The 26,902-nt window shown below is 41.5% G+C and carries 21 protein-coding genes; 14 read left to right on the forward strand and 7 right to left on the reverse strand.

What is annotated here, in order from left to right; translation table 11 throughout:
- Window position 1: 1 nt before the first annotated feature.
- From mraZ to NY014_RS09215, 4 genes are all read right to left on the reverse strand, one after another.
- Window positions 2-436, reverse strand: a complete 435-nt coding sequence (mraZ, locus tag NY014_RS09200) for a division/cell wall cluster transcriptional repressor MraZ (RefSeq protein WP_135072777.1) — start codon at window positions 434-436, stop codon at window positions 2-4.
- 361 nt (window positions 437-797) lie between these two features.
- On the reverse strand, window positions 798-2,792 hold the full coding sequence (locus NY014_RS09205; protein ID WP_259414307.1) for a M56 family metallopeptidase: 1,995 nt from the start codon (window positions 2,790-2,792) through the stop codon (window positions 798-800).
- Complete coding sequence (locus NY014_RS09210; RefSeq protein ID WP_259414308.1) at window positions 2,789-3,163, reverse strand: BlaI/MecI/CopY family transcriptional regulator; 375 nt, start codon at window positions 3,161-3,163, stop codon at window positions 2,789-2,791. The genes NY014_RS09205 and NY014_RS09210 overlap by 4 nt, the downstream gene beginning before the upstream one ends.
- 111 nt (window positions 3,164-3,274) lie before the next feature.
- On the reverse strand, window positions 3,275-4,078 hold the full coding sequence (locus NY014_RS09215; protein ID WP_259414309.1) for an SDR family NAD(P)-dependent oxidoreductase: 804 nt from the start codon (window positions 4,076-4,078) through the stop codon (window positions 3,275-3,277).
- A gap of 166 nt (window positions 4,079-4,244) precedes the next feature.
- Between NY014_RS09215 and NY014_RS09220 the strand changes: the two genes are divergently transcribed.
- The 8 genes from NY014_RS09220 (at window position 4,245) to NY014_RS09255 (ending at window position 13,201) form a co-directional block, all read left to right on the forward strand.
- Complete coding sequence (locus NY014_RS09220) at window positions 4,245-5,756, forward strand: S8 family serine peptidase (protein WP_259414310.1); 1,512 nt, start codon at window positions 4,245-4,247, stop codon at window positions 5,754-5,756.
- 102 nt (window positions 5,757-5,858) lie between these two features.
- A complete protein-coding gene (locus NY014_RS09225) occupies window positions 5,859-6,614 on the forward strand; it encodes an NRDE family protein (RefSeq protein ID WP_259414311.1) in 756 nt (251 codons plus the stop codon).
- A 17-nt stretch (window positions 6,615-6,631) separates the two neighbouring features.
- A complete protein-coding gene (locus tag NY014_RS09230; RefSeq protein ID WP_259414312.1) occupies window positions 6,632-7,603 on the forward strand; it encodes a YpdA family putative bacillithiol disulfide reductase in 972 nt (323 codons plus the stop codon).
- A 36-nt stretch (window positions 7,604-7,639) separates the two neighbouring features.
- Window positions 7,640-8,374 carry an RluA family pseudouridine synthase gene (locus NY014_RS09235; RefSeq protein ID WP_135072770.1) on the forward strand — a complete coding sequence of 245 codons (735 nt, stop codon included), beginning with the start codon at window positions 7,640-7,642 and terminating at the stop codon, window positions 8,372-8,374.
- A 381-nt stretch (window positions 8,375-8,755) separates the two neighbouring features.
- Window positions 8,756-9,256, forward strand: coding sequence for a SixA phosphatase family protein (locus NY014_RS09240; protein ID WP_259414313.1), 501 nt, complete (start codon window positions 8,756-8,758; stop codon window positions 9,254-9,256).
- Between the two features lie 96 nt (window positions 9,257-9,352).
- The gene (locus NY014_RS09245; RefSeq protein WP_259414314.1) at window positions 9,353-10,918 is read left to right on the forward strand and encodes a glycerol-3-phosphate dehydrogenase/oxidase; all 1,566 of its coding nucleotides are present in this window, start codon (window positions 9,353-9,355) and stop codon (window positions 10,916-10,918) included.
- A 47-nt stretch (window positions 10,919-10,965) separates the two neighbouring features.
- On the forward strand, window positions 10,966-12,465 hold the full coding sequence (gene glpK, locus NY014_RS09250) for a glycerol kinase GlpK (RefSeq protein ID WP_259414315.1): 1,500 nt from the start codon (window positions 10,966-10,968) through the stop codon (window positions 12,463-12,465).
- 1 nt (window position 12,466) lies between these two features.
- Window positions 12,467-13,201 (forward strand): MIP/aquaporin family protein, encoded by a 735-nt coding sequence (locus NY014_RS09255; protein WP_259414316.1) that lies wholly within the window; start codon window positions 12,467-12,469, stop codon window positions 13,199-13,201.
- 82 nt (window positions 13,202-13,283) lie between these two features.
- On the opposite strand, the gene NY014_RS09260 is transcribed toward NY014_RS09255, so the two are convergent.
- From NY014_RS09260 to NY014_RS09270, 3 genes are all read right to left on the reverse strand, one after another.
- On the reverse strand, window positions 13,284-14,570 hold the full coding sequence (locus NY014_RS09260) for an amidohydrolase (RefSeq protein WP_259414317.1): 1,287 nt from the start codon (window positions 14,568-14,570) through the stop codon (window positions 13,284-13,286).
- A 24-nt stretch (window positions 14,571-14,594) separates the two neighbouring features.
- Window positions 14,595-16,205, reverse strand: coding sequence for a DUF885 family protein (locus tag NY014_RS09265; RefSeq protein ID WP_354003173.1), 1,611 nt, complete (start codon window positions 16,203-16,205; stop codon window positions 14,595-14,597).
- 533 nt (window positions 16,206-16,738) lie between these two features.
- Window positions 16,739-17,962, reverse strand: coding sequence for a VOC family protein (locus tag NY014_RS09270; protein ID WP_259414319.1), 1,224 nt, complete (start codon window positions 17,960-17,962; stop codon window positions 16,739-16,741).
- A gap of 204 nt (window positions 17,963-18,166) precedes the next feature.
- Here NY014_RS09270 and NY014_RS09275 point away from each other — a divergent pair, with 204 nt between their 5' ends.
- From NY014_RS09275 to NY014_RS09300, 6 genes are all read left to right on the forward strand, one after another.
- Window positions 18,167-19,054: an ABC transporter ATP-binding protein gene (locus NY014_RS09275; protein ID WP_259414320.1), complete on the forward strand. Its 888-nt coding sequence runs from the start codon at window positions 18,167-18,169 to the stop codon at window positions 19,052-19,054.
- A gap of 9 nt (window positions 19,055-19,063) precedes the next feature.
- A complete protein-coding gene (locus tag NY014_RS09280) occupies window positions 19,064-22,708 on the forward strand; it encodes an ABC transporter permease/M1 family aminopeptidase (RefSeq protein ID WP_259414321.1) in 3,645 nt (1,214 codons plus the stop codon).
- Between the two features lie 158 nt (window positions 22,709-22,866).
- On the forward strand, window positions 22,867-23,589 hold the full coding sequence (locus NY014_RS09285) for a DUF5715 family protein (RefSeq protein WP_259414322.1): 723 nt from the start codon (window positions 22,867-22,869) through the stop codon (window positions 23,587-23,589).
- A 108-nt stretch (window positions 23,590-23,697) separates the two neighbouring features.
- The gene (locus NY014_RS09290; protein ID WP_259414323.1) at window positions 23,698-25,125 is read left to right on the forward strand and encodes a M20 family peptidase; all 1,428 of its coding nucleotides are present in this window, start codon (window positions 23,698-23,700) and stop codon (window positions 25,123-25,125) included.
- A gap of 217 nt (window positions 25,126-25,342) precedes the next feature.
- The gene (locus tag NY014_RS09295; RefSeq protein ID WP_259414324.1) at window positions 25,343-25,924 is read left to right on the forward strand and encodes an RNA polymerase sigma-70 factor; all 582 of its coding nucleotides are present in this window, start codon (window positions 25,343-25,345) and stop codon (window positions 25,922-25,924) included.
- Window positions 25,921-26,895, forward strand: a complete 975-nt coding sequence (locus tag NY014_RS09300; protein WP_259414325.1) for a FecR family protein — start codon at window positions 25,921-25,923, stop codon at window positions 26,893-26,895. The genes NY014_RS09295 and NY014_RS09300 overlap by 4 nt, the downstream gene beginning before the upstream one ends.
- Window positions 26,896-26,902 lie beyond the last annotated feature (7 nt).

Here is a 26,902-nt window from a genome sequence, read left to right on the forward strand (position 1 = left end):
CTTAGGAGAGATATTTTTCCATCAGTGCCGACAAGTCAGCAGGATCAGGGATGACATGTTTCGCATGATTCTCTGGATTCCATATCTCAATGCGTATCCCATTACCAGCGACTACTACTTCTTTTTCTAGACCTGCATAAGCCTGAAATTGCTTTGGGATCAAAACTCGGCCTGCACTATCGAGCTCCACATCCACCACCGAGTTGAAAAATGCCCGTTGCAATGCGCGCTGCTCAGGATTGTTGATGTTGAGGGATTTGATTTGATTTTCCAGCTTCTTGAATTCCACCATCGGATACAAAGCCAGACATCGATCCTCTGCCATACGAAGCATCAAAGTGGATCCATTAGCCTCCGGAATCGCTGCCTTTATCTTAGAAGGCAGCGCCAGACGACCTTTCGGATCTAGCTTACAATCGTAATGGCTATTAAACATTTCCTTTTAGCGCTTTGGACGAGTTTTTAGTAAAAACAAAAGTAATAAAATGATTTTCACATTCTACCACTTTCTTCCACTTTTTCCCACTTTGACTTAAAAGTAGCTAAAAGTTTTATCCATCCCAATATTTTTGAAAAAAAATCGAGGAATTTTAATTGGTTATCAGTCGGTTATCTCAGAATTGAAATTTTGTTTAAAAAGCTCATTTTTAGGCCAAATTGGCCGATTTTCTAAAAATAGGAAATCCCAAACCCTGAAAATTTTTGTAGTACATCCAAAAAAGTGGGAGAATTTCCCAATGAATAAAAAAAAGCAGTGACTAAGAGCCACTGCTTTTCAATAGGTATCAACACACAAATTAATTGTCTTTTTCTGTTTCTTTTAGTTTTTGCATTTTCTCTTCCATAGCTCGGTGAAACTCCTGAAGTTTAGCTTCGTTTTCCTTTTTCCACTCCTCCATTTTTCGCTGAAACTCCTCAATCTTTGGAGCTTGGCTTTTCTCCCACTCTTTCAGTTTTTGCTGAAATTCTTCCATTTTAGGAGCCTGAGTTTCTTTCCATTGTTGTTGCCAAGCTTGCATTTCCTTTTCCCAAGCTTCAAGCTTTGGGGCAATTTGTTTTTCCCACATTTTCAGCTGTTCTTCCCGCTCTTTTTCATTTTCCTTCCATTGCTTTTCAAACTCCTTTGCGCGCTCCTCCACCATTTTGGACCAGTCTTTTACTCGCTCCTCATATTCCTTCTGCTTTTCTTCATATTCCTTCATTTTACGCTCGCGATCTTTTTCCCAATTCTTGAGTTCTTCCTTTGTCATTTCGGCAGTATCAGGAAAGAAAAACATTTCACCATCAAAATCGAAAATCATAGGCTCACCTGACTCAAAAACAAATGGCTTCATATCCCCGAAAAATTCAAAAGAAAATTCACCTGGAAATTCCGGCATTGGAGGCATGGCAGGCATAGCTATCATTTCATCCAATTCTAGCTTTGGCATGGATTCAAAATCAAATTCAGGTTCAGGCATTCCCTGAATTATAAAGACACTTTTTCCGCCTTTGACAATGGTATCACCGTCTACAATCAAAGTATCTCCCTTGATTTCATACTGGAATTTTTGGTTTCCATTCTTTTGTCGAAAAACGTATGTGTCGCCATTTTCATTAGTCCATGATTGCTCTCCTTTTTCAGGGATAACAATCACTTTTTTCTCCTGATCGGTGGTATCCTTAACCGAAATCATAATTGGCTCAACTAGTTGATTTTGAGCAATAAAATCCAACTCAGGGTTTTCAATTGAGACTAGAGGAAGTACCTCCCTCTTCTCAGGGGAATCATGCTGACTTGCATTAGCAAGGATTCCAGCGGTAAGTAATAAGGTAAATAACATGGGTAGTGAAATAATAGGGTTTTGTGGATAGTTCTGTGCCGGGAAACCCAGCATTCTTTTGATTCGATGAAGGGTTGGATTTCTGCGTTTGGATGCTGCCAAAGCCAAATCCGGTACATGCTGTTGAGAATAATTGAGCACCTCGGCGAGAGCTTTTGCAAGAGTCTGCGGCTCAATTCCAGTAGAGATCGCCAAGTCATCTGTGGCATTTTCCCGAAGCTCTTTCGCTGTTTGATTTATCCACCAGAAGCAAGGATGGAAAAAGAAGACAACTTCTAAAACAGATTGAATCAGGTTAAGCAGGTAATCATTCCGCTTGATATGTGCTAGTTCGTGCGCAAGGATAGCTTCTATTTGCTTGGGTGAAAGTTGAAATATCAAACCAGCAGGGATCAAAATCATCGGTTTGAATATTCCAAAAGCCATGGGAGATAAACCCTCTGAAGAAATTTTTAAAGATACATTTCTGGAAATATTCAATCGCCTGGACAACTCTTCTAGATATCCATCCAATCTTGAATCAGAAGAAGGCTTACTACTCAAACGCAGACCTCTGACAGCTGAAAGATTATTAAATAATCGAAAGAGGAATAGAACTGCCCCCAAGAACCAAACATTTACTAGAAATGGAAGCTGAGATTCAATCCAAATTACCCAAGTTTCCAACAAACCTACTTCCTGATTTACAGCATTCTGAGATTCAAATGCAGCCCAAACGATATTGGATTGCACACCGGGCTTAGTTAGCATTGACCATTCATAAAACAGGGTTGAAAGTGCCACAAGAAGCCCAATTCCCAACGAAGCCATGGAAAGTTTATATTTGAATTGAGGAGATTTTTTGGAAAAAATCCGCAATGCTCCCCAAAGTAATCCTGCTACTAGAATCCATTGCCAAATGGAATGCACTAAAGTCCAACCCAAAGCCTGTAACAACTGATCTGGAATCCAATCATTTAAAAGGTTCATGATTTTTTGTTTTCAAGTTGATCTAAAAATGCCCGAATTTCATCCAGCTCTTCTTTGCTGGGTTCCTCTTGACCAAGTGCTTGCATCACGAGCGATTTGGCAGAACCTCCAAAAGCAGAATTCATCAAATTTTTCAACAAGGACTTTTGCGTGTCTCCTTGTTTGATCGCAGCTCTGTAAATGTGCGTCCGACTTTTTTCATCGCGCGTCACCATCCCTTTTGCATGCATGATCTGCATGATTTTTAAAGTAGTGGTGTAGCCAGTCTCCTTGGTTTCCGATAGTCGCTCGTGAATCTGACGAACACTGGCTTCTTTCATTTCCCAAAGCAGGGAAAGAATCTCAAGTTCTGCTTCTGTAGGTTTACTCATGGCGAATTATACGATAGCTTTCGTACAAAGTTATACGAAAGGAATCGTAATATCCAAAAAAGTACGACAATAGTCGTATTAAAAAGTGTTAAACCACCGGATATCAGGGATTTATTTTAATCTTTTGATAGTCTCTTTTCCTTTTTTCTCCAATCCTTTTCTAAAAACCTCTGCTAAAGAAGGCCATGCACCGGCAATTTTTGCGAGAAACCCTCGATTCTCTGGAATACAGACCAATAGTTTTGGTTTCTTCATCAAGTTGAGGATTGACTGAGTAAGATCTTCAGGTTGAAGAATCTTTTTCGGGCCACTAAAAGTTAATACGGCTTCCTCCGGATAATCCAGCTGCAGGTCCAGCATGGGCGTATTGACCAAATCGGGACAAACTACCGAAACCTGAACCCCGAATTTTTTCAATTCAGCAGCTACTGCCAAAGAAAAACCACGTATTGCAAACTTTGATGCAGTGTAAAGACTCAAACCCGAAACTGGCGCTAAGCCAGCTAATGAGGAAATATTGATAATATGACCAAAGCCTTGCTGTTTCATCAACCTTCCAATCAAGGTAGTTCCCAAAATACTTCCTTTGGTATTCACATCGAGGTGAAAATCGATATCCGAAATCTCAAAATCAGTTACAAACCCAGGGCGAATCACTCCCGCACTATTTATTAGATGAGAAATAGAACTGGATTCGTTCCGAGAGAGGCCAATCACTTCTTCCCAAACTTTCTTTTGAGAAACGTCACCTACTACCAATTTCACTCGATCCGAAGGTTTAAAATTCCCAAGAAGCGCTTCCTTATTGAAGTCAACCAATACCAATCTTTCTCCCTGTTCTTTAAGGGTTTGAGCGAGATTTAAGCCAATTCCGCTGGCAGCACCAGTGATTATTATAAATTTTTTTTCACCCATTTATTTATTCCAAATACAAGTTTCAAAACACAAAATACTATTTTTTCGGGATAAAATTCTGTTTGATTTTGACATATAGGTATTAAACAAAATTTTATGTTTTAGTTATTGTTATTTTCAAAATATTTTTTGCTATTTAGTCTCCTAACCATCAATACATCAAGCTATGTTTTCATCAATCAAATCATATCTAAAACCCAGTGGTGGATTCCTTTTGGGTTTGATTTTGATCCTAGGTGCCTGCTCTGAAATAGAGCAGGAAGTTCAACTTACTGCCCTGGACGAAGTTGCGCAAACAGGTGAGCCGGAATTTATTCCCGGAAAATACATTGTGGTACTCAATGATCAAACGGTCCGGTTCAGAAGAACTGATGATTATGAATCTGTTCAGGCCGGTATGCGAGTAGTTGCTAACTCTATCGCGGCTCGACACAATATCCAAGAGGAAAAAATTGAACGCGTGTATGGAAATCTTCTTCCAGGCTTTTCGGCAGAATTAACTCTTGCCCAACTTTCAGACCTTGAGAATGACCCTTCAGTGCGTTATGTAGAGCCAGACGGCTATGTGTACACCACCACTACGCAATCTAATGCTACTTGGGGAATTGATCGGATTGATCAAGCTTCTCTTCCACTTGATGGAACTTATACTTATGACTACTCAGGACAGGGTGTAACTGCATACATACTTGACACAGGCATTCGTACTGACCATGCTGAATTTGGAGGAAGAGCTTCTCAGGGGTTTGATGCCTTTGGAGGAGACTCCGAAGATTGTCATGGCCATGGAACGCACGTAGCAGGAACTGTTGGTGGCTCTATCTATGGTGTGGCCAAAAATGTATCATTGGTTGCCGTTAGAGTCTTAGATTGCGGCGGTTCCGGATCTTGGAGTGGCGTTATAGCCGGTATGGATTGGGTAGCAGCTAATGCTTCTGGACCTTCGGTAGCAAATATGTCACTGGGAGGTGGAAAAAGTAATTCCATTAATGATGCCGTGAACAGAATGTATAATGCTGGTGTAGCAGTAATGGTGGCTGCCGGAAATAGTAATGCCAATGCCTGCAATTATTCCCCAGCCAGTGCTCCCAATGCATACACTGTAGGAGCAACCACAAGCAGTGACACTCGATCCTCATTTTCTAATTATGGAGATTGTGTGGATATTTTTGCTCCAGGTTCTTCTATCCGGGCAGCCTATTACTCTAGTAGCACTGCAACAGCAACTATGAGTGGTACCTCAATGGCATCACCTCATGTAGCAGGTGCTGCAGCCTTGTATTTGGAATCTAGTCCTAGTGCCTCTGCACAAGAAGTCTATGATTACCTTTCAAGCACTGCAGCAAAATCTGTTGTTTCAAATTCCCTAAGTGTCAATAACGACTTGGTTTACACCTTGGGAACACCTGATAACGGTGGAGGAGGCGATCCTAGTGATCCTACTGGCATCGTGCTTTCAGCAGAAGGCTTTAAAGTGAAAGGTAGAAAAGGAGTCAATCTAAGTTGGTCAGGAAATACCGGTTCAGTTGATATTTATAGAGATGGAAATTTGATTGCCTCGAATATTTCCGGATCTAGCTATACCTATCAAACTGACGAACGCGGTGGCGGAAGCATGACGTTTAAAGTCTGCGATGCTGAAGGCGCTTGCTCTGCAGATGTCACAGTAAGTTTCTAATATTCCTTTTCCCAATTTTTTTAGACCGCTTTTCCATAAAAGCGGTCTTTTTTTTGAACCTGCTACAGCTCAAGCTAGTTGAAGCATTATACTCAAAAATCCATGTGCTTAGTAGCATTTTCCTGGAAGCAACATATTGATTTCCCTCTAATCATTTCTGCTAATCGAGATGAGTTTTTCGATCGGCCAACTGCTCCCCTACATCAATGGGAAAGTGGAATTTTAGCAGGAAAAGATCTACGAAGTGGCGGTACTTGGATGGGTTTTAATCCGAATGGTAGATGGTCTCTTTTGACGAATTATCGGGATTTCCGAAACATGGGTCAGAGTCAAATCAGCCGTGGAAAACTAGTTCTGGACTTTCTGGAAAACAGCATTTCTCCTAAAGATTACCTTCAGGAAATCCAAAAAGATCAAGACCGCTATGAAGGGTTTAATCTATTGGTTTCAGATGGGAATTCGCTTTTTTACTTGAGTAACTATGGAAAAGGAATTCAGGAAATTGAACCGGGAATCCATGGGCTGAGCAATGGTTTAATCAATGAACCTTGGCCAAAAGTAGAATTAGCAAAAAGACAGTTAGAGGAAACGATAAATGAAAAAATCGAGCATGACAATTTGCTCCAAATCCTCAAATCAATAGAAACCTACCCTATCGAAAAACTCCCAGATACGGGAGCACCGCAAAGCCTAGAAAAAGCACTTTCGGCTCAATTAATTCGAACGGAAGGAAATTATGGAACCATTTCTTCTAGCGCAGTCATTCAAAACCAAAAAGGTCAGATTGAAATCCAAGAGCGTCGCTTTGAATGGGATTATGCTAATTTTACAGATACAAAAGCGCTTCTTCAAACCTAATTAAACATCAAACTTTTATGAATCACCTATTCGACGTCATCATTGTAGGAGGAGGACCAATTGGCTTGGCTTGTGGGGTCGAAGCACAGAAAAATGGCTTGGACTACCTGATTCTCGAAAAGGGAGCCCTGACCAATTCCATTTACAATTACCCTGTCAACATGACTTTTTTCTCGACATCCGATCGATTGGAGATGGCGGGAATCCCATTTATGTCCATTGGTAATAAGCCTACCCGAACGGAGGCCTTGGAATATTATAGACGGATTTATTTCCACTTCAAGCTCAAAGTCAACCTATATGAGGCTGTACAAACCTTAGAGAAGGAAGAGGAACATTTTAAAATTACTACTTCCAAGGCGGTTTATCACACCCGAAAAATCGTATTAGCAACCGGCTTCTACGATTTACCAAACTTGATGAATGTACCAGGCGAAGAACTTCCCAAAGTCATGCACTATTACAAAGAGCCTTGGCCATTTGTCGCTCAAAAAGTACTTGTAGTAGGCGGAGCCAACTCTGCGGTGGATGCAGCTTTGGAATGCTGGAGAAAAGGAGCCGAAGTCAGCATGGTATTACTCGGTGATGAAGTGGATGAAAATGTGAAATATTGGGTTAGACCCGATATCATGAACCGAATCAAAGAAGGCTCCATCAAGGCATTCACCCGATCCAAAGTCAAGGAGATTCGAGAGCATGAAGTAGTGATCTCCACCCCTGATGGTGAAGTCATTATTGAAAATGACTTCGTGTTAGCCATGACAGGATACAAACCCAATTTTGCTCTTTTGGATCAGTTGGGAGTGGAATTATCACTCGATGAAAAGCGCCAACCTTGCTACGATCAAGCCAATCAGGAATCCAATGTACCGGGCGTTTATCTTGCAGGAGTCGTATGTGGTGGATTAAATACCCGGGAGTTTTTTATCGAAAACTCAATCGTGCACGCCGAATCGATTATGAAGGATATCAAGGGAAACCTTTCTTAAACAAGCTCATTTATATTGGCTACCTTTGCAAAACTTATGAAAAAGAAGCCTTTCAACGTCGTTTACGAAGACAATCACTTACTTGTAGTCAATAAGGCTGCAGGAATTCTCGTTCAAGGTGACAAAACCGGGGACAAGACCCTCACCGACTACTGCAAGGAGTACATTGCCGAAAAATACAACAAGCCAGGAGCAGTCTTTTTGCATCCTGTGCACCGATTGGATAGACCTGTGAGCGGATTGGTGGTTTTTGCACGTACCAGCAAGGGTTTGGAACGCATGATGGAGCTCTTCCGAAAGCGGGATATTCACAAAGTTTATTGGGCTGTAGTGAAAAAACGTCCAAGGGAAGAAGCAGGCAAACTAACCCATTGGCTGACCAAGGATGAGAAAAAAAATATTGTAACAGCCCATGAGCGGGAAGTTCCTGGTTCGCAAAAAGCCGAACTCAACTACAAAACACTTGGCAAACTTAATGATCATTGGCTACTCGAAGTCCGTCCTGTTTCCGGTCGCCCTCATCAGATTCGTGTACAATTGGCTTCTATGGGTTGCCCGATTCGGGGAGATTTGAAGTATGGTTTCCCCAAGCCTAACCCGGATGCGAGCATCAATCTTCATGCATTTCATTTGGTGTTTGTTCACCCGATCAAAAAGGAAAAACTATATCTACGAGCTGCCCTTCCTGAAACTGAATTTTGGGAGCAGTTTTATGAATTTGAAGCTGTAAAGGCCAAGGATCAGCATATTGATAATTCCTTCTCAGGGTAATTAAATCTCCCGACAAGTAGGAAAGAAGGAAATTGAAATACGGTTGAAATACAATTGAAATAAGCCCTCCTTCGTCGAGCGAAATATCTTACCGAAGGCATATTTCATCGAACGAAGTGAGATGTATTTCGGCATAGTCCTATTTCACTAAGCGTAGCGAAGTATATTTCCTGCCACGGCAGGCAGGCACGAACAAAGTGAGGTATATTTCGTAAGGCACAGCCGAACATATTTCGCCGAAGGCCTATTTCCATTATATTTCGGCGAAGCCATATTTCAGCCGAGGAACGAGGCTATATCTTGCCGAAGGCTTATCTAACCGAACGAAGTGAGGTATTTCTTTGCCGAAGGCATATCTTATAAAGCATATCTTTTGAAACCATGAAAAATCTACTCACCCTTTTCATTCTTGTCTTAATTTTCTTTTCCTGCACCTCCCAAAATTCCCCCAAAACAATCTTCATCGTACGGCATGCCGAGAAGCAACTCGTGGATAATCCTGATCCTGATTTGGCGCAAGTGGGACAGGTTCGGGCAAAAAAGCTTGCACAGATTCTTGAGGATCAAGAAATCAAACACATTTTCAGCTCTGACTATAAGAGAACCCGTCAAACAGCCCAGCCAACAGCTGAGCAATTTGGATTAAGTATCCAATCCTACGATCCAAGAAATCAAGATGCGCTTGTAGAGCAGCTACGGAGCTTAGAAGGAAATATTCTAGTTGTAGGTCACAGCAATACAGTTAGTCAATTGGCAAATTATTTTGTGGGTGATGGAGAAAAATTCAAAGATTTAGAAGATATCGAATATGACTTTATTTACGAGGTCAGCTTAGAGAAAAATGGGAGTTCTGTCACACGGAAGCTCTATAAGGATTATTAATTCAGAAATAAAACCTCTTCAGAAGCGGTTATTCTTTTAGTAGAATAATCGCTTTGTTTTTTTCCCTTCCGTCCAATTCCCCTATTTTTAAATACTATGAATAGGGAAGAAAACATCAAACAAATCTCCGATTCTTCCAAAACTTGGGATATCGCTGTAATAGGTGGAGGTTCTTCAGGATTGGGAGTAGCCTTGGATGCAATTTCTCGGGGACTTTCCGTAGTACTTTTAGAGAAGGCGGATTTCGCAAAAGGGACTTCGAGCCGTAGTACCAAATTGGTTCATGGTGGGGTCCGGTATTTGGCCCAAGGTGATATTGGATTGGTATTGGAAGCCTTAAAGGAAAGAGGAAAACTTTTACAAAACGCCCCACATCTAACCTCCAATCAGCCATTTATTATCCCCATTTATTCTTGGTTTGACCGCATTCAATATAGCGCAGGACTCAAAGTCTATGATTGGATGGCTGGAAAACTTCGAATCGGGAAAAGTCGATTTATCTCTAAAGATGAAACGCTCAATAGGCTTCCCGGGATCAAATCCAAAGAATTATTAGGAGGTGTGGTTTACTACGACGGACAATTTGACGATGCACGGCTAGCCTTGGCAATTGCAATGACAGCAGATGATGCCGGTGCTTGCATCCTCAATTATGCCTCAGTCCGTGGCTTAATTAAAGATGAAAACGGCAAACTCATTGGCTTAAAAGTTCGGGATGAACTGGACAAGACGAAATACACGCTAAAAGCCAAAATGATTGTAAATGCTACGGGAGTTTTTGCCGATAAAATTCTCCAAATGGATAACCCCAATGCGGAAAAAATGATCCAACCGAGCCAGGGAATTCATCTAGTGATGGATTTGGATTTTTTAGGTGGAAAAGATGCATTACTAATTCCAAAAACAAAAGATGGAAGAGTTCTCTTCGCTGTGCCATGGCATGGAAAACTAGTTGTAGGGACCACTGATACGCTCCGCGAAAAAGCCAAACTGGAACCTCAAGCTCTTCAAAAGGAAATCGACTTTGTCCTTGAAACAGCCGATGGCTACTTGACAAAAGCTCCCACTCGAGCGGATGTCAAATCTGTATTTGCAGGCCTTCGCCCTTTAGCCCGTCCAAAAGAGGAAGGGGCAAAAACCAAGGAAATTTCCCGATCACATAAAGTCATTATTTCAGAAAGCAATCTGGTCACCCTGACAGGAGGAAAATGGACGACCTTTCGAAAAATGGGTGAAGATACCGTGGATCATTATCAAGAAATCACAAAAGAATTATTGGCTCCGAGTGAATCCTTTGAAATGAAACTTCATGGATACACCAATAAAATTCCCGGTGGACATTGGACAGTTTATGGTTCAGATGCGGCCTATATTCAAAAACTGTCAAAAGAGCATCCCGAACTCACTGAAAGGGTTCATCCCGACTTCCCCAATATTTTGGCTGAAGTAGTTTGGTCTGTTCGGGAAGAAATGGCCGTCAAAGTCGAAGATATTCTATCAAGGCGAATTCGAATGCTGATTCTTAATGCTCAAGCTGCATTGGATTCGGCTGAAAAAGTAGCCAAACTAATGGCCAAGGAAATGCAAAAGGATGAGAATTGGATAGAACGGGAACTGGAAGATTTTAGAAAAGTGGCTGAAAAGTATTTAATTAAAGCCTGACAATAACCCTAATTCTTTTCATAAAGGATAAATCGAAATAACCCAAAATGACCCAAACAAAACCCTATATCATGGCCTTGGACCAAGGAACCACTAGTTCGAGAGCCATCATTTTTGACAAGCAAGGGCAAATCATTTCTGTCGCCCAAAAAGAATTCAAGCAGTATTTTCCCAAACAAGGCTGGGTAGAACATGACCCGGAGGAGATTTGGACTTCCCAATCTTCGGTGATGATCGAAGTCTTGGTCAATCAGGGAATAGCTGTGGATGATATCGCGGGAATCGGAATTACCAATCAGAGGGAAACTACCCTTGTTTGGGATCGAAAAACCGGAAAAGCAATTTATAAAGCTATTGTATGGCAAGACCGGAGAACAGCTGCCTTTTGTTACGAATTGAAAGAAAAAGGTCATTCTGAGCTTGTTGCTTCCAAGACCGGCTTGATCATCGATGCCTATTTTTCAGCCACCAAAATCCGCTGGATTCTAGACAATGTAGAAGGAGCTCGAGAAAAAGCCGAGGCTGGAGAATTGGCTTTTGGAACGGTGGATTCTTGGCTTGTTTGGAAATTGACAAAGGGTCAGCATCATTTGACAGACATCACCAATGCCAGCCGTACCATGTTGTTCAATATTCACACTCAGCAATGGGATGAAGAATTACTTTCCCTTTTTGGGATACCCAAAACCATGCTTCCAGAAGTCAAAAGTTGCTCCGAAGTGTACTGCGAAACAGCCGGCGATGTTTTGCGAAGCAAGATCCCTATTGCAGGAATCGCAGGAGATCAGCAAGCTGCCCTTTTCGGTCAACTTTGCACCGAACCAGGCATGGCCAAAACAACCTACGGAACAGGATGCTTCCTGGTCATGAATACCGGAAAAGAGGCTGTTCAATCCAAAAATCAATTGCTAACTACCGTAGCCTGGAAAATCGGGAATGAGATAAATTATGCCTTGGAAGGCTCTGTCTTTATTGGCGGGGCTGCCATCCAATGGCTACGTGATGGTTTGGAATTATTTAAGCACGCCAAAGAATCTGAAAAACTAGCTACGAGCTTAGAAGATAATGAAGGTGTCTATTTTGTTCCGGCATTAGCGGGACTGGGAGCTCCTCATTGGGATCAAAATGCAAGAGGCGCATTTTTTGGGATTACACGAGGAACGACTACTGCACATTTTACTCGAGCCGCTTTGGAGGCTATTGCCTATCAAGTCTATGATGTCATCAAGGCCATGGAAAAAGATGCCGGTGAAAAGACAAAAGAACTTCGAGTTGATGGAGGTGCTACGGCCAATAATTTCCTAATGCAGTTTCAGTCTGACCTATTGGATTGTGAAATTAAACGGCCTCAAATCATTGAAACCACAGCCATTGGAGCAGCATTCTTGGCCGGATTGGCGGTTGGATTTTGGAAGGACCAATCCGAAATTCAAGCACTTTGGCAGGCAGATAAAAGCTTCCAACCTGAAATGGGAAAAGAGAAGCAGGAAAATTTATTGCACTTTTGGCACAAAGCAGTCGAACGATCTAAAAACTGGGTAGAATAACATGAATCCATACATCGCAGAAATTATAGGAACCGGGCTCTTGCTTCTTTTAGGTTCAGGGGTGGTCGCCAATGTGGTCTTACCACAAACCAAAGGAAATAATTCAGGCTGGCTAGTGATTACAACAGCATGGGCTTTGGCCGTATTTGTCGGAGTGGTGGTGGCAGGGCCTTACAGCGGAGCTCATCTAAATCCGGCTGTAACTATTGGATTGGCATTGGCTGGAAAATTCGAGTGGGGAATGGTTCCCGGCTACATCGGAGCCCAAGTCGTCGGTGCTTCCTTGGGCGCATTTTTATCTTATATAGTTCATATTGACCATTTTAAAGTTACCCAGGACCCTGGAGAAATAGCGGCGCCATTCGGGACAAGTCCAGCAATACGAAATTTGAAAAATAATTTTATCTCAGAAGTCATTGGGACTTTTGTCTTGATTTTTGTGATTCTATATATCAAAGGGGCAAAGATCGAAGACAGTAATCAAACGCCTATCGGCCTTGGATCTGTAGGAGCCTTGCCTGTAGCTTTTTTGGTGTGGGTCATCGGTATGGCTTTGGGAGGAACAACAGGATATGCCATCAATCCAGCCCGAGATTTGGGGCCAAGAATCGTTCATCAATTATTACCTATTAGCGGAAAAGGAAGTTCTGATTGGGCCTATGCCTGGATCCCGATTTTCGGGCCAATTGCCGGAGCAGCATTGGCAGCTGGTTTGTATTTTTTGGTAGGAAGCTAAAATTCCTTTCAATGAAAAAAAATGGAGCATGTGAAATTACAAGCTCCATTTTTTTTATACTCTTCTTCAAACTGTTCACCGCCTACTCCACACTTTCCATAAAATCTACTGTAAAGTAACTTAAGGCCTTTACCCCTAGGATAAATCCGCTTTCATCGATAAAAAAGTCCGGGGTATGGTGGGAAGGCGTAGTCAAAGGGTCTCCTCCTTTTTTCATTCCTCCGAGGAAAATAAAGAAGCCCGGTTTCTCCCGTTGGAAAAAGCTGAAATCCTCTGCTCCAGTAACCGGAGGCATCGCAATTACATTTCCTTTTCCAGCGGCAGCTTCCATGGAAGGCATCATCTGAGCGGTAAGCTCAGGCGGGTTAACCGTGGATGGATAGAGTTTCCCGATGTTGACATCTGCTTTTGCCCCAGCACTTTCCGCAATATTGGTGATGATTTCGGTAATCCGCTTATGAACCAAAGCTTGCTGCTCATCTCCAAAAGTTCGGATAGTCCCGATCATCTCCACCTTTTCTGGAATGATATTATGACGAATACCACCATGAATAGCACCCACCGTGACTACAGCAGGATTCTCGGTGATATTGACATTTCGGGAAAGGATAGTTTGTAATCCCATAATCGCCTGAGCCGAAGTTACAATGGGATCCACACTGGACCAAGGAGCAGCTCCATGGGCCTGTGTACCTGTGATGGTCACTTCCAAATTATCCACCGCAGCCAAAAAAGGGCCTGATCGATAGCCGATTTTACCAGCCTCAATTTGTGACCAAATATGCAAGCCAAAAATAGCATCCACATCTTCCATCACTCCTTCTTTAACCATTAGCTCAGCACCGGCGATATCCACATCATAAACCCCTTCTTCCGCAGGTTGGAAAATAAACTTCACAGAACCTTTCAATTGGTCCTTCATCCCAGCCAATACTTCCGCTACCCCCATCAAAATAGCCACATGAGAATCGTGACCACAAGCATGCATGACTCCCGTTTCTTGACCATTGTACACAGCAGTATTGACCGATTTGAAAGGCAGATCATTTCGCTCGGTTACTGGCAAAGCATCCATATCTGCCCGAAGAGCTACCATAGGACCTGGCTTTCCTCCTTTCAAAACTCCAACGACACCAGTCACTGCGACCTCTTCTGTAACTTCCATTCCAAGAGAACGAAGATGATCCGCAATGATCTTTGCCGTTCGGAATTCTTGATTTCCGAGTTCGGGATACTTGTGAAAATCCCTTCTCCATTCGATCACTTGAGATTCAACTTCTGCTGCCTTTTGATCGATTTGGGAGCGAAGCGGAGACTGGGCATAAGCCATCGTCCCGATAAATAGAAAGGGTATTAGAAACTTGTTCATTTGTCAATAATTTTAGAGTTCAATTTAATCCAAAAATCGCCAGCTTGCCCGGTGATTTTTATCCAAAGTATTTCCGGTCACCTTTGCTCGAAGAATTTCTACCGGCATGGTGTTTTGTTGCATGATTAAGTCATGAAAGGCTTTCTCCTCCATTTTACCTGAATCGACCATTTCCTGACGCAAAGAGTAAAATTCCAAAGCCCCAATCATATAGGCAATTTGATAAAGCGGACCATACCGTCCCTCAAAAGATCGACGAACTTCCGCCTCTGCATTGGCATATTCATGCCCCACTCGATCGACCAACAAATCAATGCATTCTTGCGGCGTCATTTTCTCCAAATGATAGTTTAGGGAGAAAATAATTCGGGCACAGCGATGCATTCTCCAGAAAAGCATTCCGATTTTGTCTTTGGCATCTCTAGGGAAATCCCGATCCCAAAGTACAAACTCCCAATACAAAGCCCATCCTTCTGTCCAGAAAGGGGTGCGGAACAATCGGCGATGGGTCATGTAGCGCTGATTCATAAACTGCTGCAAGTGATGCCCGGGAATCAATTCATGCTGAACAGTTGCTCGGGAAAAATGAGGATTATTTCCCCGCATGGACATCATTTTTTCTTCATGACTCATTTCAGAAGTGGGATAGGAAATCTGTATTACCTCCCCTCCCAAAAAGAATGGACTTACCCGCTGCCGCTCTGCAGAAATCATACTGGTTCGCCAAGTTTCCTTTGCTAATTCCGGTACAGTAATCCAGTCATTTTTCTCCATAATCTCAATCGCCTCATTCCCCAATCGAACCACCTCTTCCGGCCAAGCGCCTGCAGGCAAATAGGTTTCCTTTACCATTTCCAAAGCCGCTTTCCAATCATCCCCAAAACCCAATTCATTGGACGCTTTAAGCATTTCTTTTTCACACCATTCAAACTGACGCTCAGCTTCTGCAATCAATTCTTCAGGGCTGTAGGCGATCATTTCAAAAGCCAATTGATTCAGAAGAGCTTCTCTTCCTATGGGTTTGCCAATAATTCCGCTTCCATCATCCTTGACCGAATTCGTGTAGTGCTCACGAAGTGCTTTGGCATAAGCACTTAAACTTGAATTTAGTTTTTCCCATGGCTCGGGCATCCACCAGGTAAATTCCGGATCGTAATCAAAATAAAAATCATAAGCCTCTTTGACGGTCCGTTGAAGGCTTTCTACAGCAGAAGCTGCCAAATCTGCCTTTTGCCAAGAATTATACTTAGGCTTGGAAGGAAGTTCCGCCAATTGACTATCAACTTCCTTGGCTACCTGATTCCATTCCGCCGCCAAATCCTTTGATCGAGGTTGCTTAGCTCGCCTTCTGCCAACCACAAAATCATGCAAGGGTCCCCCAAAAGCAACTACCGATTTGACTTCGTCAAAAGCTCTTCGCTCTAGATTCAATTCCGCTAATTCCTTCTCTAAGTAATTTCGGAAAAGCACATAATCGATCTTGCCATCTTCGGAAAAAGAATCATAATTGAAGCTTTCAAGAGTTTGCAAATACTCTTTGTTGAATGCTTCCATTCGATTGAAGTATTCGTCAGAAAGCGGATTGGTATACAAGCGGCTTAAAGCTCCACGATCCGCTTGATAGGTTTGAATCATGTTAGCAAGCTCTGTGGCCTTTGCTTGAAAGCAAATAATAATAACTAGGATTGAAAATAGGAGATTTTTAAGCATAGCATTTTAATAAAGAAGATCGATAATTTACTTGAAATCTAAGAATTTCAAATTACCATTGATCACCCTTTATTATTTAAAAGAACATAATCGAAAAATAAGATTCTGAAAATTAGTGGTTTACCGGAAACGCTTATGAATAATGATCATTTTATTGTTGAACCACATAGTCTCATAGAATACATAGAGAAACGCTATTGTAAGGAAGGTATTTAGAATTTGGTTTTCATTTACCAAACATCTTGAAAACACATGGGAGTTTTAAATAAACTTCAATGTTTTAAATCTCTTTCATCAGGGTCAAAAAACCTTCGTTTTCGATATTAAGGAGAATTATTCAGAGCAAAAGGAAAGTATCCTTTTTTCCAAAAAACTATGTTCTCTATGATTCTATGTGGTAAATAATTTTATTGAATCTGTCTAAAAAGACTATTCTTAGTTTTAAACAAATAAAATATTCAATACTTGAATAAATAAAAACCAGAATCTAGAAGAGCATTTTCAAACAATTCACTTTCAAGCCCTTTTGATTTCAAATATTCCTCCCAGCCTTCCGGGTTTTTCAAGCTGATTTTCAAATCCACCAACTTTTCTCCAGAAAAGGAATTCATTCCCCGAAGTCCATCAACCAGCCCAAGGTAAGAATTGGAGGATAGTTTATATATTTTCGCCCAACCTTGATCAGCACTAAGCCGGAGTCCGAGCTTTTCCTCCACAAATTGCTGAGCAGGGAGCATATCTTTGTAATACAGCCAGGTAATTGAACCTTTGAAAGAAAGTGGTTCCCCCAGACTTGTAGCCTCCTCCGCTAATTGATACAATTCTGGAATCAATCGCTCATTTTCAGGATGCTGGTAAAAAGTCTCAAATTCCAATAAATAACCCTCCGTATCAACCGCTACAAATCCATCGTGTGGACCACCTGGATTCCTCTTGAGGGAGTATTTCACAGGTATGCTCTCCTTTTGAATGTGGGAATACCAAGCATCCAAATCATCTGACAGTAAGGCCAAGGCAACAGACTTTGGTTCAGCACCATTATAGCCCGAGCTTTTCAAATCATGAAGAACCAATCGTGAATCGCCTGCGATTTGAAAGGTCACCTCACTTTCTGTCTCATTCAAAAGTGTTAGCCCAAGCTTATCTTGGTAAAATGCTTTTGCCTTTGGCAAATCACGATAGTACCAGTTCAGCTCCTGCCCCTGAATTCCAAAATCCTCCAAATCCCTGAAATTTGAATTAGCTTCTAGGAGTTCGTTGATTTTCCATACCGGATAGCCCAAAAGCCGCCCAAACCTCCTACTCAACTCCTGCAATTCCTCAGTTTTTGCGGATTCTATTTCATTTTTCAAATCTTGATATGCCTGTATATAAATTGAATCCTGATAGAGAATAAGCACTTCTTTCCCTTCACTTGCCTCAGTAGGAAAAAGATGGGTTTTTAATAAGTCCGATTCTCTATAAAGCTGAATTCCATATTTTTCCGCCAATCGTTCTGCCTCAGGCATAAAAAGATCAAGCTCCGCGGAGGTCATAGGAGGCACTAAAGCGATTGGTTTGACCCCGGTAGCTACCATTTCAGCAAAGGATTCAACTTGGCCGGATTCCTTTTCAAAACTTTTGGATTGACAGGCAACAACAAGCCATCCTAAAACAAAAAGAACCTGAATTTTAAATCTCATGAAATATTGAGCTTTTGAAATTGAAGATACCGAATTAAAGATTTTTCCTGAAGTCTAAGCAGCCATTCATCCAAATTATGCATCTCTTTGACAGCTGATTCAAATTTTAATTTTTCTAAGTTCCGAAAAATCAAATCGTTATATTGAGCTAGCTTACTTTATTAATCTAAATTTTATCACATAGCCTTCCTTAACAAATTTTCTATGGAACTCATCATTAACAACCTTTCCAAAACGTATCCCAATGGTGTCAAAGCATTAAATGGGGTTTCACTTACCATTCCCCAAGGCATGTTTGGTTTATTAGGGCCAAACGGAGCCGGAAAATCTACTCTCATGCGGACAATCGCCACGCTTCAAGAAGCAGATTCTGGCAGTATTCAATTAGATGGAATTGACGTACTCCATGATAAACAGGCAGTTCGGGAAAGATTGGGCTACTTGCCTCAGGATTTTGGACTTTATCCTCGAATCAATGCAGAGACCATGCTCGATCATATCGCTCAAATGAAAGGGATCGGCAATAAGTCAGAACGAAAGGAGGTTGTTGCTTCTCTTTTGAATCGAGTAAACCTATTTAAAGACAGAAAAAAAGCACTAGGGACTTATTCCGGAGGAATGAGACAACGTTTTGGAATCGCTCAAGCATTGGTGGGAAATCCTAGTTTAATTATTGTGGATGAGCCTACGGCAGGACTTGACCCATCGGAAAGAAATCGTTTTTACAACTTACTTTCTGAAATCGGTGAAAACACCATCGTTATCCTTTCGACACATATTGTAGAAGATGTTAATACCCTTTGTTCCAATATGGCCATTATCTGCACAGGCGAGGTTTTGATGCAGGGAACACCAAAAGAGGGCTTGGCACTAGTAAATGGAAAAATCTATCAAAAGACCATTGAAAAATCAGAATTGGATCATTATCGAAAAGACTTTCATGTCATTTCCACCAAATTGATTTCTGGAAAATTAAGCCTACGAATTGAAAGTGAATCTGATCCAGGCAATGGATTTGAACCTGCTGTAGCAGATTTGGAAGATGTGTACTTCAGCTTTATTTCGAAGAAAGTAGATCCGATCACTATTTAATCGCTGGCTATGTTTAAAGACATCTTTTTATTCGAACTCAAATACCGATTCAGTCGGCCGGCTACCTGGATTTATTTCTTTCTCTTGCTATTAGTAGCCTTATTGTTGATTGGTTTTGGTAATACTCCGGCATCTGAAAAAGTCTTTCACAATGCCCCAATTGTCATTGCCAACCTGCTTTTGTTGATTTCCATTTTTGGAATCTTGATCGCCTCCGCTGTTATGGGAGTGCCGTTATATCGTGATTTAGAGCATAAAACTGGAACCTTTCTTTTCAGCTATCCCATCACCAAATTCGGGTATTTTATGGGAAGGTTTTGGGGTTCTTTCGTCACCTTACTCTTCATTTCCCTTGGAGCACTCTTGGGGATTTATCTAGGAAGTTTGCTTGGTCCAGCTTTTGGAACGGAAGCCGAGCGGTATGGCCCCAATTTATTGGTCAACTATTTCCAGCCTTGGTTTACACTTCTGCTTCCCAACCTTTGGCTAGCAAGCGCCTTGTTTTTTGCACTCATCATCTTCACTAGAAATATTCGCTCCATTTATTCGGGAGGTATTGTGGTATTTATCATCTACCTACTTGCCAATTTCCTTTCCCAGGATATTGAAAACAAAGACTTGGTTCAGCTGATAGATCCCTTTGGATTAAACTCCTTCAGCTTCCAAACCCGATATCTCACTCCTTATGAGCAAAATAGTTTTTTCCTTCCTTTGGAGGGAAATTTATTACTCAATCGAGTCCTTTGGGTAAGCGTTGGACTGGTTCTTTTTATCGCCTCTTATTTCCGCTTTAGCTTTAGTTATTTCTTCCAAACTGCCCAGAAAAAGAGCAAAGCTAAGCAAGAAGAGTCCACGGGAATCGTTCAAAAAGTGATTTCAGTAATTCCAGATTTCTCAAAGAAATATCAATGGAATAGCCTGAAGACTTTGACTCGGATCGAAGTTCAAAATATCACCAAAGATGTCTATTTCCGCTCCATCCTATTGGGTGGTTTGATATTCCTTGTTTTGGATTTCTGGATTGGGATGACGCTCTACAGCGTACCCAACTATCCATCCACTTCCTTTTTGATGGAATACAAAACCTTTGACTATAACCTTTTTGTATTCATCATTATCGTGTTTTTCACAGGAGAGGCACTTCATCGAGATCAGTCCACAGGATATTCAGTCATTAATGATACCTTCCCGGTAAAGGACAGCGTGATCATCGCGTCCAAGTTTTTGGGAATGGCCTTCATTTGTTTGGTCTTGACTACTGTTCCGATTTTCGTTGGGATTCTTATTCAAAGTCTCAAAGGCTATTTCAATTTTGACCTTCCAGTTTACCTTATTGACAGCTACCTGATTTCCTTACCGGATTACCTTCAAATGGTAATGCTGGTATTTGCAGTGCATGTAGTGGTGAATAACAAATTTGCCGGTCACGCGACTGCCATTGCCATCTGGTTGGTGATGTTGATTTTGAGAAATTTTGCCGACTATAACTTCAATCTCTTCTTCTACAGCTACAAGCCGGGATATACTTGGAGTGACATGAATGGGTTGGGACATTTCGGTGAACCTCTATTTTGGTTCAATCTCTATTGGACGGCATGGGGAATATTTTTGGTGCTTTTCTTCAGTATTTTCTTCAGTAGAGGAACCGAAAGTTCCTGGAAAAGCCGTTGGCAAGTTGCCAAATCCCGACTCTCAAAGCCCGCACCAAGACTTTCCTTCCTGTTCTTGTTGGTTGCCTTGATTTCAGGAGGATACATTTTCAACAATGTGGTCTATAAGAATAATTATCGCACTCCGGATGAGGGCACACTACGAATGGTAGCATATGAAAAGCAACTGAAAAAATATGAAGGCATTCCTCAACCGAAATACACAAAGGTGAACATTCAAGCAGACCTCTATCCCAAGGAGCGTCAGGCTTATTTCGAAGCCGAAGTTGAGATGGTCAATAAAACGGACAGTCCAATTGACTCCATTCACTTTAACTCCACCGATTTAAGTGATTTCAAAGTCGTATTGAATGGAGATACCTTGAGCCATCGATTCCCGTTAGTTTATGAACCGAGCAAATTCCAAATTTTTGGAAAGAAAGCCGAGCGAGAATGGTACAAAATCACAGCACTTCCGGAAACCATGATGCCGGGAGACACACTACATTTCACTATCATCAGTGAAGCAGGTTATAATGGTTTCCCAAATTCAGGATTTGGAAGACAAATCGTTTACAACGGAACCTTCTTTTCTGGAGGAATTCCAGAAATAGGGTATAGTGCCCAAGCGGAAATTTCTTCGGATGAGGATAGACGAAAATATGATCTTCCGGAAAAACCCGAAGACCTTCCTCCACATGATGACCCAAAAGGAAAAAGCACACTTCTCTTTGTAGATGACGCAGATTTCATTCAATTCGAAGCAGTGGTAAGTACAGTTCCTTCTCAGATTGCAGTTGCTCCGGGCTACTTGCAGCGAGAATGGGAAGAAAATGGAAGACGTTATTTCCATTACATACAGGATACGCCTATTCAGTCCTTCTTCACCTTTGTTTCGGCTGATTATGAAGTTCTACGCGATGAAGCAACCCTTCCGGATGGGCAAAAAGTTAACATCGAAATCTTTTACGATGAGCAGCATCCTTACAACTTGGATCGGTTCTTACAGGCTTACAAGGATGGTTTGACCTATTTCTCAGAAACCTACGGAAACTTCCAATTTAGACAAATGCGGCTCCTTGAGTTTCCACGTTATGCTGGTTTTGCACAGTCTTTCCCGAATACGGTTCCTTTCTCAGAAAGCTTCGGTTGGGTAGCCAAATTCAGCGATCCAAATGATTTTGACTATGTGTATTATGTGACGGCCCATGAGCTGGCACATCAGTGGTGGGGCCATCAGATTACACCGAATTATACCCGTGGGTCCAATTTGATTTCGGAAGCCTTGGCAGAATTTTCCGCCCTGATTTTGACCGAAAGAAGGTACGGAAAAGACAATATGAAGCGCTTCCTAAAAGATGAATTGGATGATTATCTGAGAGGCAGATCCAATGAAAGTAAAAAGGAAAATGTCTTTATCAATTGTAACCGTCCTTATCAGTGGTACAATAAGGGAAGTTTGATTTTATATGGCCTTCGGGATTTGATAGGAGCTCATGCCATGGACTCAGCCCTCTATTCCTTTAATCAGGAATTTGGCCTGCGAGAAAGTCCTCCTTTCCCTGGAAGCTCTGATCTCTATCGACATCTTCAAGCAGTTACCCCTGATAGCATTCAGTATTATTTGGATGATACTTGGAACAAAATCACACTCTATGACAACAGAGCTGAGGAGGTTACCGCTACAAAAGTTTCTGATGATGAATATGAAATCACGCTAAACATCCGGTCTCAAAAACTTTATGCTGACGAAACGGGTAGAGAATCTGAAGCTCAGTATGAGGGAGATTATATCGACATTGGAGTATTTGCCGAAGAGGATACAGACGAAAATGGTCGAACCCGGGTGAATCCTTTGTACATCCAAAAACACAAGATCAAACCGGGTCAAAGCACCATCACCGTAAGGGTGAAAGGTGAGCCCGTTATGGCTGGAATTGACCCATATAATAAGCTGATCGACCGTATCCCGGATGACAATACGATGGATGTGGAAATAGAATAATATAAACTGGCCCTGCTCCAATGGACAGGGCCATTTTTTTGAAAAGCTGATTTTACAATAAAGCAGGAATCAGCGCCGTTCAAAAATTAAAATTTGGCTCAATTACCCCCATTTCTTAACTTCAAGTGTCACCCTGAAAAAGTACGATTCTATTTCTCATGAAGAAACCCACCCTATTCTTCGTAATTCTTTTTATTACACTCTTCTCATTAGGCACCCTTGCTATGGTCACTTACCCGACCACACTTAAAGCGCAACTCACCGAAACCTATACCAGTCTTTTGGGTGATTCGAGTTCCGACAATGAGTCGCAACCCGTAGAGATACCCGAACCGGAGGAAATTTTCATCATACCTGACTTAAAGGATTACAAAACCAAACTACGAAAAGACTCCTATTCCAATCACCTTTCTGCTGCAGAATTAAGCGGTGCACTTATCTTGGACGAAAAGCAGCTTTTCCAACTCGTGGAAAATGGAGCATTAGTGGAAATCAATTCGGGAATCGGCTATCAGGTCGAAAAACTCACCCATAGCCATCCTTATCTCACGCCTGAGTCAAAAAAAGTTCTGGAGGAGCTAGGTCTGACTTTTCAGAACTTGGTCGGAGGCGAAAGCTTTTTTACAGTCACCTCAGGTACACGCACCATCGAGCAGCAAGAGAAACTGACCCGTAGAAATCGAAATGCAACTAAAGGAACTAGTTCTCACTCCTATGGACTTTCCTTCGATATTTCCTACATCCGATTCAATGGTAAAAAGGCTTTCAACTGGAAGATGCAAAAGCAATTGGAGAAAGTGCTCAGTCACTTCCAAGAAGAAAATAAAATTTTCGTGATCAAGGAACGAAAGCAGAATTGCTTTCACATCACCGTTCGCTGAAAATCATTTTTTAACCTTAGCCTGATTTAAATCAATCATACTGAACCTATTGTCAAATCTTTTTTGATTACTTTCATATGTTAGATTTTCCTAGCAAAACCATCTACTATGAAGAAATTAATTTTTGCTATACTCATCGCTCTTGTAGTGATTGTAACTATTTTATTGATCAACACCTTTCGATTAAGCTCCAAGCAAGTTGATCCCGAACCCATTGAAAGAGTAGCCATTTCCGATGAGGTTTATCAAAAACTTTCCAAGGCTATCCAATACAAAACCATTTCATTCAATGAGGATGCAATTCCTGATTCGGCGGAGTTTTTTGGATTCCACCGATTTTTGGAAGAAACATTTCCTCTACTCCATGCAAACCTCAGTTTAGAAAAAATCAACACCTACAGTCTCTTGTACAAATGGCAAGGGGCCGATGAATCTCTAAAACCCATCATTCTCATGTCTCATCAGGATGTGGTTCCTGTAGACGAACCTACCTTAGAGCAATGGGAAGCAGGCCCTTTTGAAGGGAAAATCACCGATACGCATATCATCGGAAGAGGGACAATGGATGATAAAAGCACCTTGATTGCAGTGATGGAAGCGATCGAAAAACTCCTGGAGGAAAATTATCAGCCTGCCAGAACGATCTACATTGCTTCAGGTCATGATGAAGAAGTGGGTGGTCCTAAAGGTGCTGCCAAAATTGCGGAATACCTCAAGTCACAGGGCGTTCAGGCTGCGATGACCATAGACGAGGGCGGTTATATTGCGGAGGGAATGGTTCCCGGTGTGGAAGCCCCTGTTGCCATGATTAATCTGGGAGAAAAGGGTTTTGCATCCTTCCGATTAATTGTGCGCACCAATGGAGGTCACAGTTCTGCACCTCCCAAGGAGAACACCATCGGTATCCTTGCAAAAGCCATAGTGGATCTGGAAAACAACCAATTACCCTATAAGCTAATTCCTCCAATTGATTCGCAATTGGAATACCTCGGTCCCGAACTTCCCTTCCTGACCAGAGTAGCTTTTGCAAACCCTTGGCTTTTCAAAAAACAACTCTTGGAGGGACTAAATGCACACACCACTACTGCCCCAACTATCATAGAAGGAGGAGTTAAAAACAATGTAATTCCTACCGTAGCTGAAGCAACCATCAACTTCCGAATCCTTCCGGGAGAAAGCATAGAGACCGTTCAAGCTCATATTGAAAGCATTGTGTCAAACAAAGTACAGGTTGAGCCTGTTGGATTTTTGACAAATCCTCCAGCTGTATCTAGTGCTGATTCGGAGTCTTACAAGATTCTTGAAAAAACCATCCGAAGCATGTTTCCTGAGACAGTTGTCGTACCGGGACTGTTGGGAGGTGCTACTGATTCGCGCTATTTCATCGATATTTCTGAGGATGTTTACCGCTTCTATCCTGTTCGACTCGACCCGAAATCCATGGAGCGATTCCATGGGATTGATGAAAAAATCAGCAAGGAGAATTACAAGGAGATCATTCAGTTTTCCTATCAATTGATCAAGAACTTCAATTAATCCACGGAAGCTTATAATCTTTATTTCTCTCTTTTAATCGAATTCATTTAGTAGGAGCTAATAATTAAAGAATTTTCAGCTTTAAAATACAGCAATCATAAATCTCTTCTTTAGCTCCTTCCACCATTCTTTAATTTTTGAATAGGGGTAAAAGCGATTTCATTTGTCCTATCAATAAATCCCCTATTGTGTTAACTTGAAGGAACAATTCATTTCCATGCAGAACATAGATCAGGAGATTTTTAATTCTATCAAACTTGGTGACGAGAAAGTTCTGGAAATGTTGTTTCATGAATATTACCAACCACTTTGCCAATATGCTTTCTCCATTCTAAACGATCGGGAGGAGGCAGAAGAAGTAGTTCAGAATTCCTTTGTTCGAATATGGGAAAAGCGGAAAGATATCTCAATTCAGACTTCTGCCAAAGCCTATTTATATCGTGTAGTTCGAAATTCCTGTTTGAATGAAATCAAACACCAAAAGGTCAAAATTCAACATCAGGAATGGAGTAAAATGGACAGCGACAGATTGGAATTGGCCTCTGACACTATGGCTATTCGAGGTGAACTTGAACAGAAAATCAAAGAAGCCATGCAGAAATTGCCTGAGCAGTGTCGATTGATTTTTTCTTTGAGTCGATTTGAAGAATTGAAATACAAGGAAATCGCTGATCAACTGAATATTTCCATCAAAACTGTAGAGAATCAAATGGGCAAGGCCCTGAAAATAATGCGTGAAGAACTCAAAGAATACCTTCCGCTAATCCTTTTGCTATTGAAAAATTTTCTTGATCCATGAGCGAAAAAGAAGAATTTGACATAGAGACCCTAATCGCAAAATTCATTACGGAAGAATGCAATCAGGCTGAAATTGAGCAGCTTGAAAATTGGCGTTCTCAATCCGAAGAAAATGAAAAATATGTGGCAGACGCATTGAAAATTTTTGAGCGTGCAAAATTTGCTGTTGATGAAAAGTTTGACTCCACGGAAGCTTGGAAAAAAGTCTCAGCAAGAATAGATACCAAACCAAAGGGAGGAACTGCATTCATCGGCTTCTGGAAAGCAGCAGCAGGTTTAATCCTGATAGCAGCCCTTTCTTATCTTTTCTTTCAGAGTTTGGGCTTAAAAGAAGAATTCAACTTTACGAGTGAATCAGAAGTACAAATCCATACCCTACCTGATCAAACCACAATCGCTTTAAACCGTGAATCGGTATCAAAAGTAACGTACAACGAACGAAAGAATACCGGAACAATCGAACTAAGTGGTGAGGCTTTGATATCTATTCCTGAGGACAAAAAAGTAATCTGGCAAGTCAAAGTAGAAGAACTTGTCATTGAAGATATTGGAACAGAATTCAATGTAAAAGCTTATCCTCAAAGCGACGAAGTGGAAGTTTCTGTTCTTTCCGGAGAAGTTCACATCTACAAGCTTGGCACGGAAGGGATTAACATCTCGGCAGGGGAAAAAGCTAGTTTTAATAAGACTACCGGAGAATTTCAGGTCGATGAGGCAGACCGAAATGTCGCTGCCTATCAATCAAAAGTTTTCTCTTATGAGAATCAGCCCCTTGAGAAAATAGTCACTCAACTAAGCGAGGTCTATCAAATCCCTATTTTTCTTGATGGGGATATCGGCAATTGCACATTGACCGTGAATTTTGAAAATGAGGAATTGGAGGAAGTTATTTCCATCATTGCCGAAACTTTGGGATTGGAAATAAGGCAAACGGAAGAGGGAATCACACTTTCAGGTGAGGGATGCTTTTAGACTTTGA

It is taken from the genome of Algoriphagus limi, assembly GCF_024919275.1.
Lineage (GTDB): Bacteria > Bacteroidota > Bacteroidia > Cytophagales > Cyclobacteriaceae > Algoriphagus > Algoriphagus limi.

What these genes read in the sequence shown, in the direction of transcription:
- NY014_RS09295 (WP_259414324.1), top strand. Translation starts at nt 25,343, where the DNA reads ATGCAGAACATAGATCAGGAGATTTTTAATTCTATCAAACTTGGTGAC.
- NY014_RS09300 (WP_259414325.1), top strand. Translation starts at nt 25,921, where the DNA reads ATGAGCGAAAAAGAAGAATTTGACATAGAGACCCTAATCGCAAAATTC.
- NY014_RS09255 (WP_259414316.1), top strand. Translation starts at nt 12,467, where the DNA reads ATGAATCCATACATCGCAGAAATTATAGGAACCGGGCTCTTGCTTCTT.
- NY014_RS09265 (WP_354003173.1), bottom strand. Translation starts at nt 16,205, where the DNA reads ATGATTCAAACCTATCAAGCGGATCGTGGAGCTTTAAGCCGCTTGTAT.
- NY014_RS09220 (WP_259414310.1), top strand. Translation starts at nt 4,245, where the DNA reads ATGTTTTCATCAATCAAATCATATCTAAAACCCAGTGGTGGATTCCTT.
- NY014_RS09270 (WP_259414319.1), bottom strand. Translation starts at nt 17,962, where the DNA reads ATGAGATTTAAAATTCAGGTTCTTTTTGTTTTAGGATGGCTTGTTGTT.
- NY014_RS09280 (WP_259414321.1), top strand. Translation starts at nt 19,064, where the DNA reads ATGTTTAAAGACATCTTTTTATTCGAACTCAAATACCGATTCAGTCGG.
- NY014_RS09235 (WP_135072770.1), top strand. Translation starts at nt 7,640, where the DNA reads ATGAAAAAGAAGCCTTTCAACGTCGTTTACGAAGACAATCACTTACTT.
- NY014_RS09205 (WP_259414307.1), bottom strand. Translation starts at nt 2,792, where the DNA reads ATGAACCTTTTAAATGATTGGATTCCAGATCAGTTGTTACAGGCTTTG.
- NY014_RS09215 (WP_259414309.1), bottom strand. Translation starts at nt 4,078, where the DNA reads ATGGGTGAAAAAAAATTTATAATAATCACTGGTGCTGCCAGCGGAATT.
- NY014_RS09290 (WP_259414323.1), top strand. Translation starts at nt 23,698, where the DNA reads ATGAAGAAATTAATTTTTGCTATACTCATCGCTCTTGTAGTGATTGTA.
- NY014_RS09230 (WP_259414312.1), top strand. Translation starts at nt 6,632, where the DNA reads ATGAATCACCTATTCGACGTCATCATTGTAGGAGGAGGACCAATTGGC.
- glpK (WP_259414315.1), top strand. Translation starts at nt 10,966, where the DNA reads ATGACCCAAACAAAACCCTATATCATGGCCTTGGACCAAGGAACCACT.
- NY014_RS09275 (WP_259414320.1), top strand. Translation starts at nt 18,167, where the DNA reads ATGGAACTCATCATTAACAACCTTTCCAAAACGTATCCCAATGGTGTC.
- NY014_RS09260 (WP_259414317.1), bottom strand. Translation starts at nt 14,570, where the DNA reads ATGAACAAGTTTCTAATACCCTTTCTATTTATCGGGACGATGGCTTAT.
- mraZ (WP_135072777.1), bottom strand. Translation starts at nt 436, where the DNA reads ATGTTTAATAGCCATTACGATTGTAAGCTAGATCCGAAAGGTCGTCTG.
- NY014_RS09240 (WP_259414313.1), top strand. Translation starts at nt 8,756, where the DNA reads ATGAAAAATCTACTCACCCTTTTCATTCTTGTCTTAATTTTCTTTTCC.
- NY014_RS09225 (WP_259414311.1), top strand. Translation starts at nt 5,859, where the DNA reads ATGTGCTTAGTAGCATTTTCCTGGAAGCAACATATTGATTTCCCTCTA.
- NY014_RS09245 (WP_259414314.1), top strand. Translation starts at nt 9,353, where the DNA reads ATGAATAGGGAAGAAAACATCAAACAAATCTCCGATTCTTCCAAAACT.
- NY014_RS09285 (WP_259414322.1), top strand. Translation starts at nt 22,867, where the DNA reads ATGAAGAAACCCACCCTATTCTTCGTAATTCTTTTTATTACACTCTTC.
- NY014_RS09210 (WP_259414308.1), bottom strand. Translation starts at nt 3,163, where the DNA reads ATGAGTAAACCTACAGAAGCAGAACTTGAGATTCTTTCCCTGCTTTGG.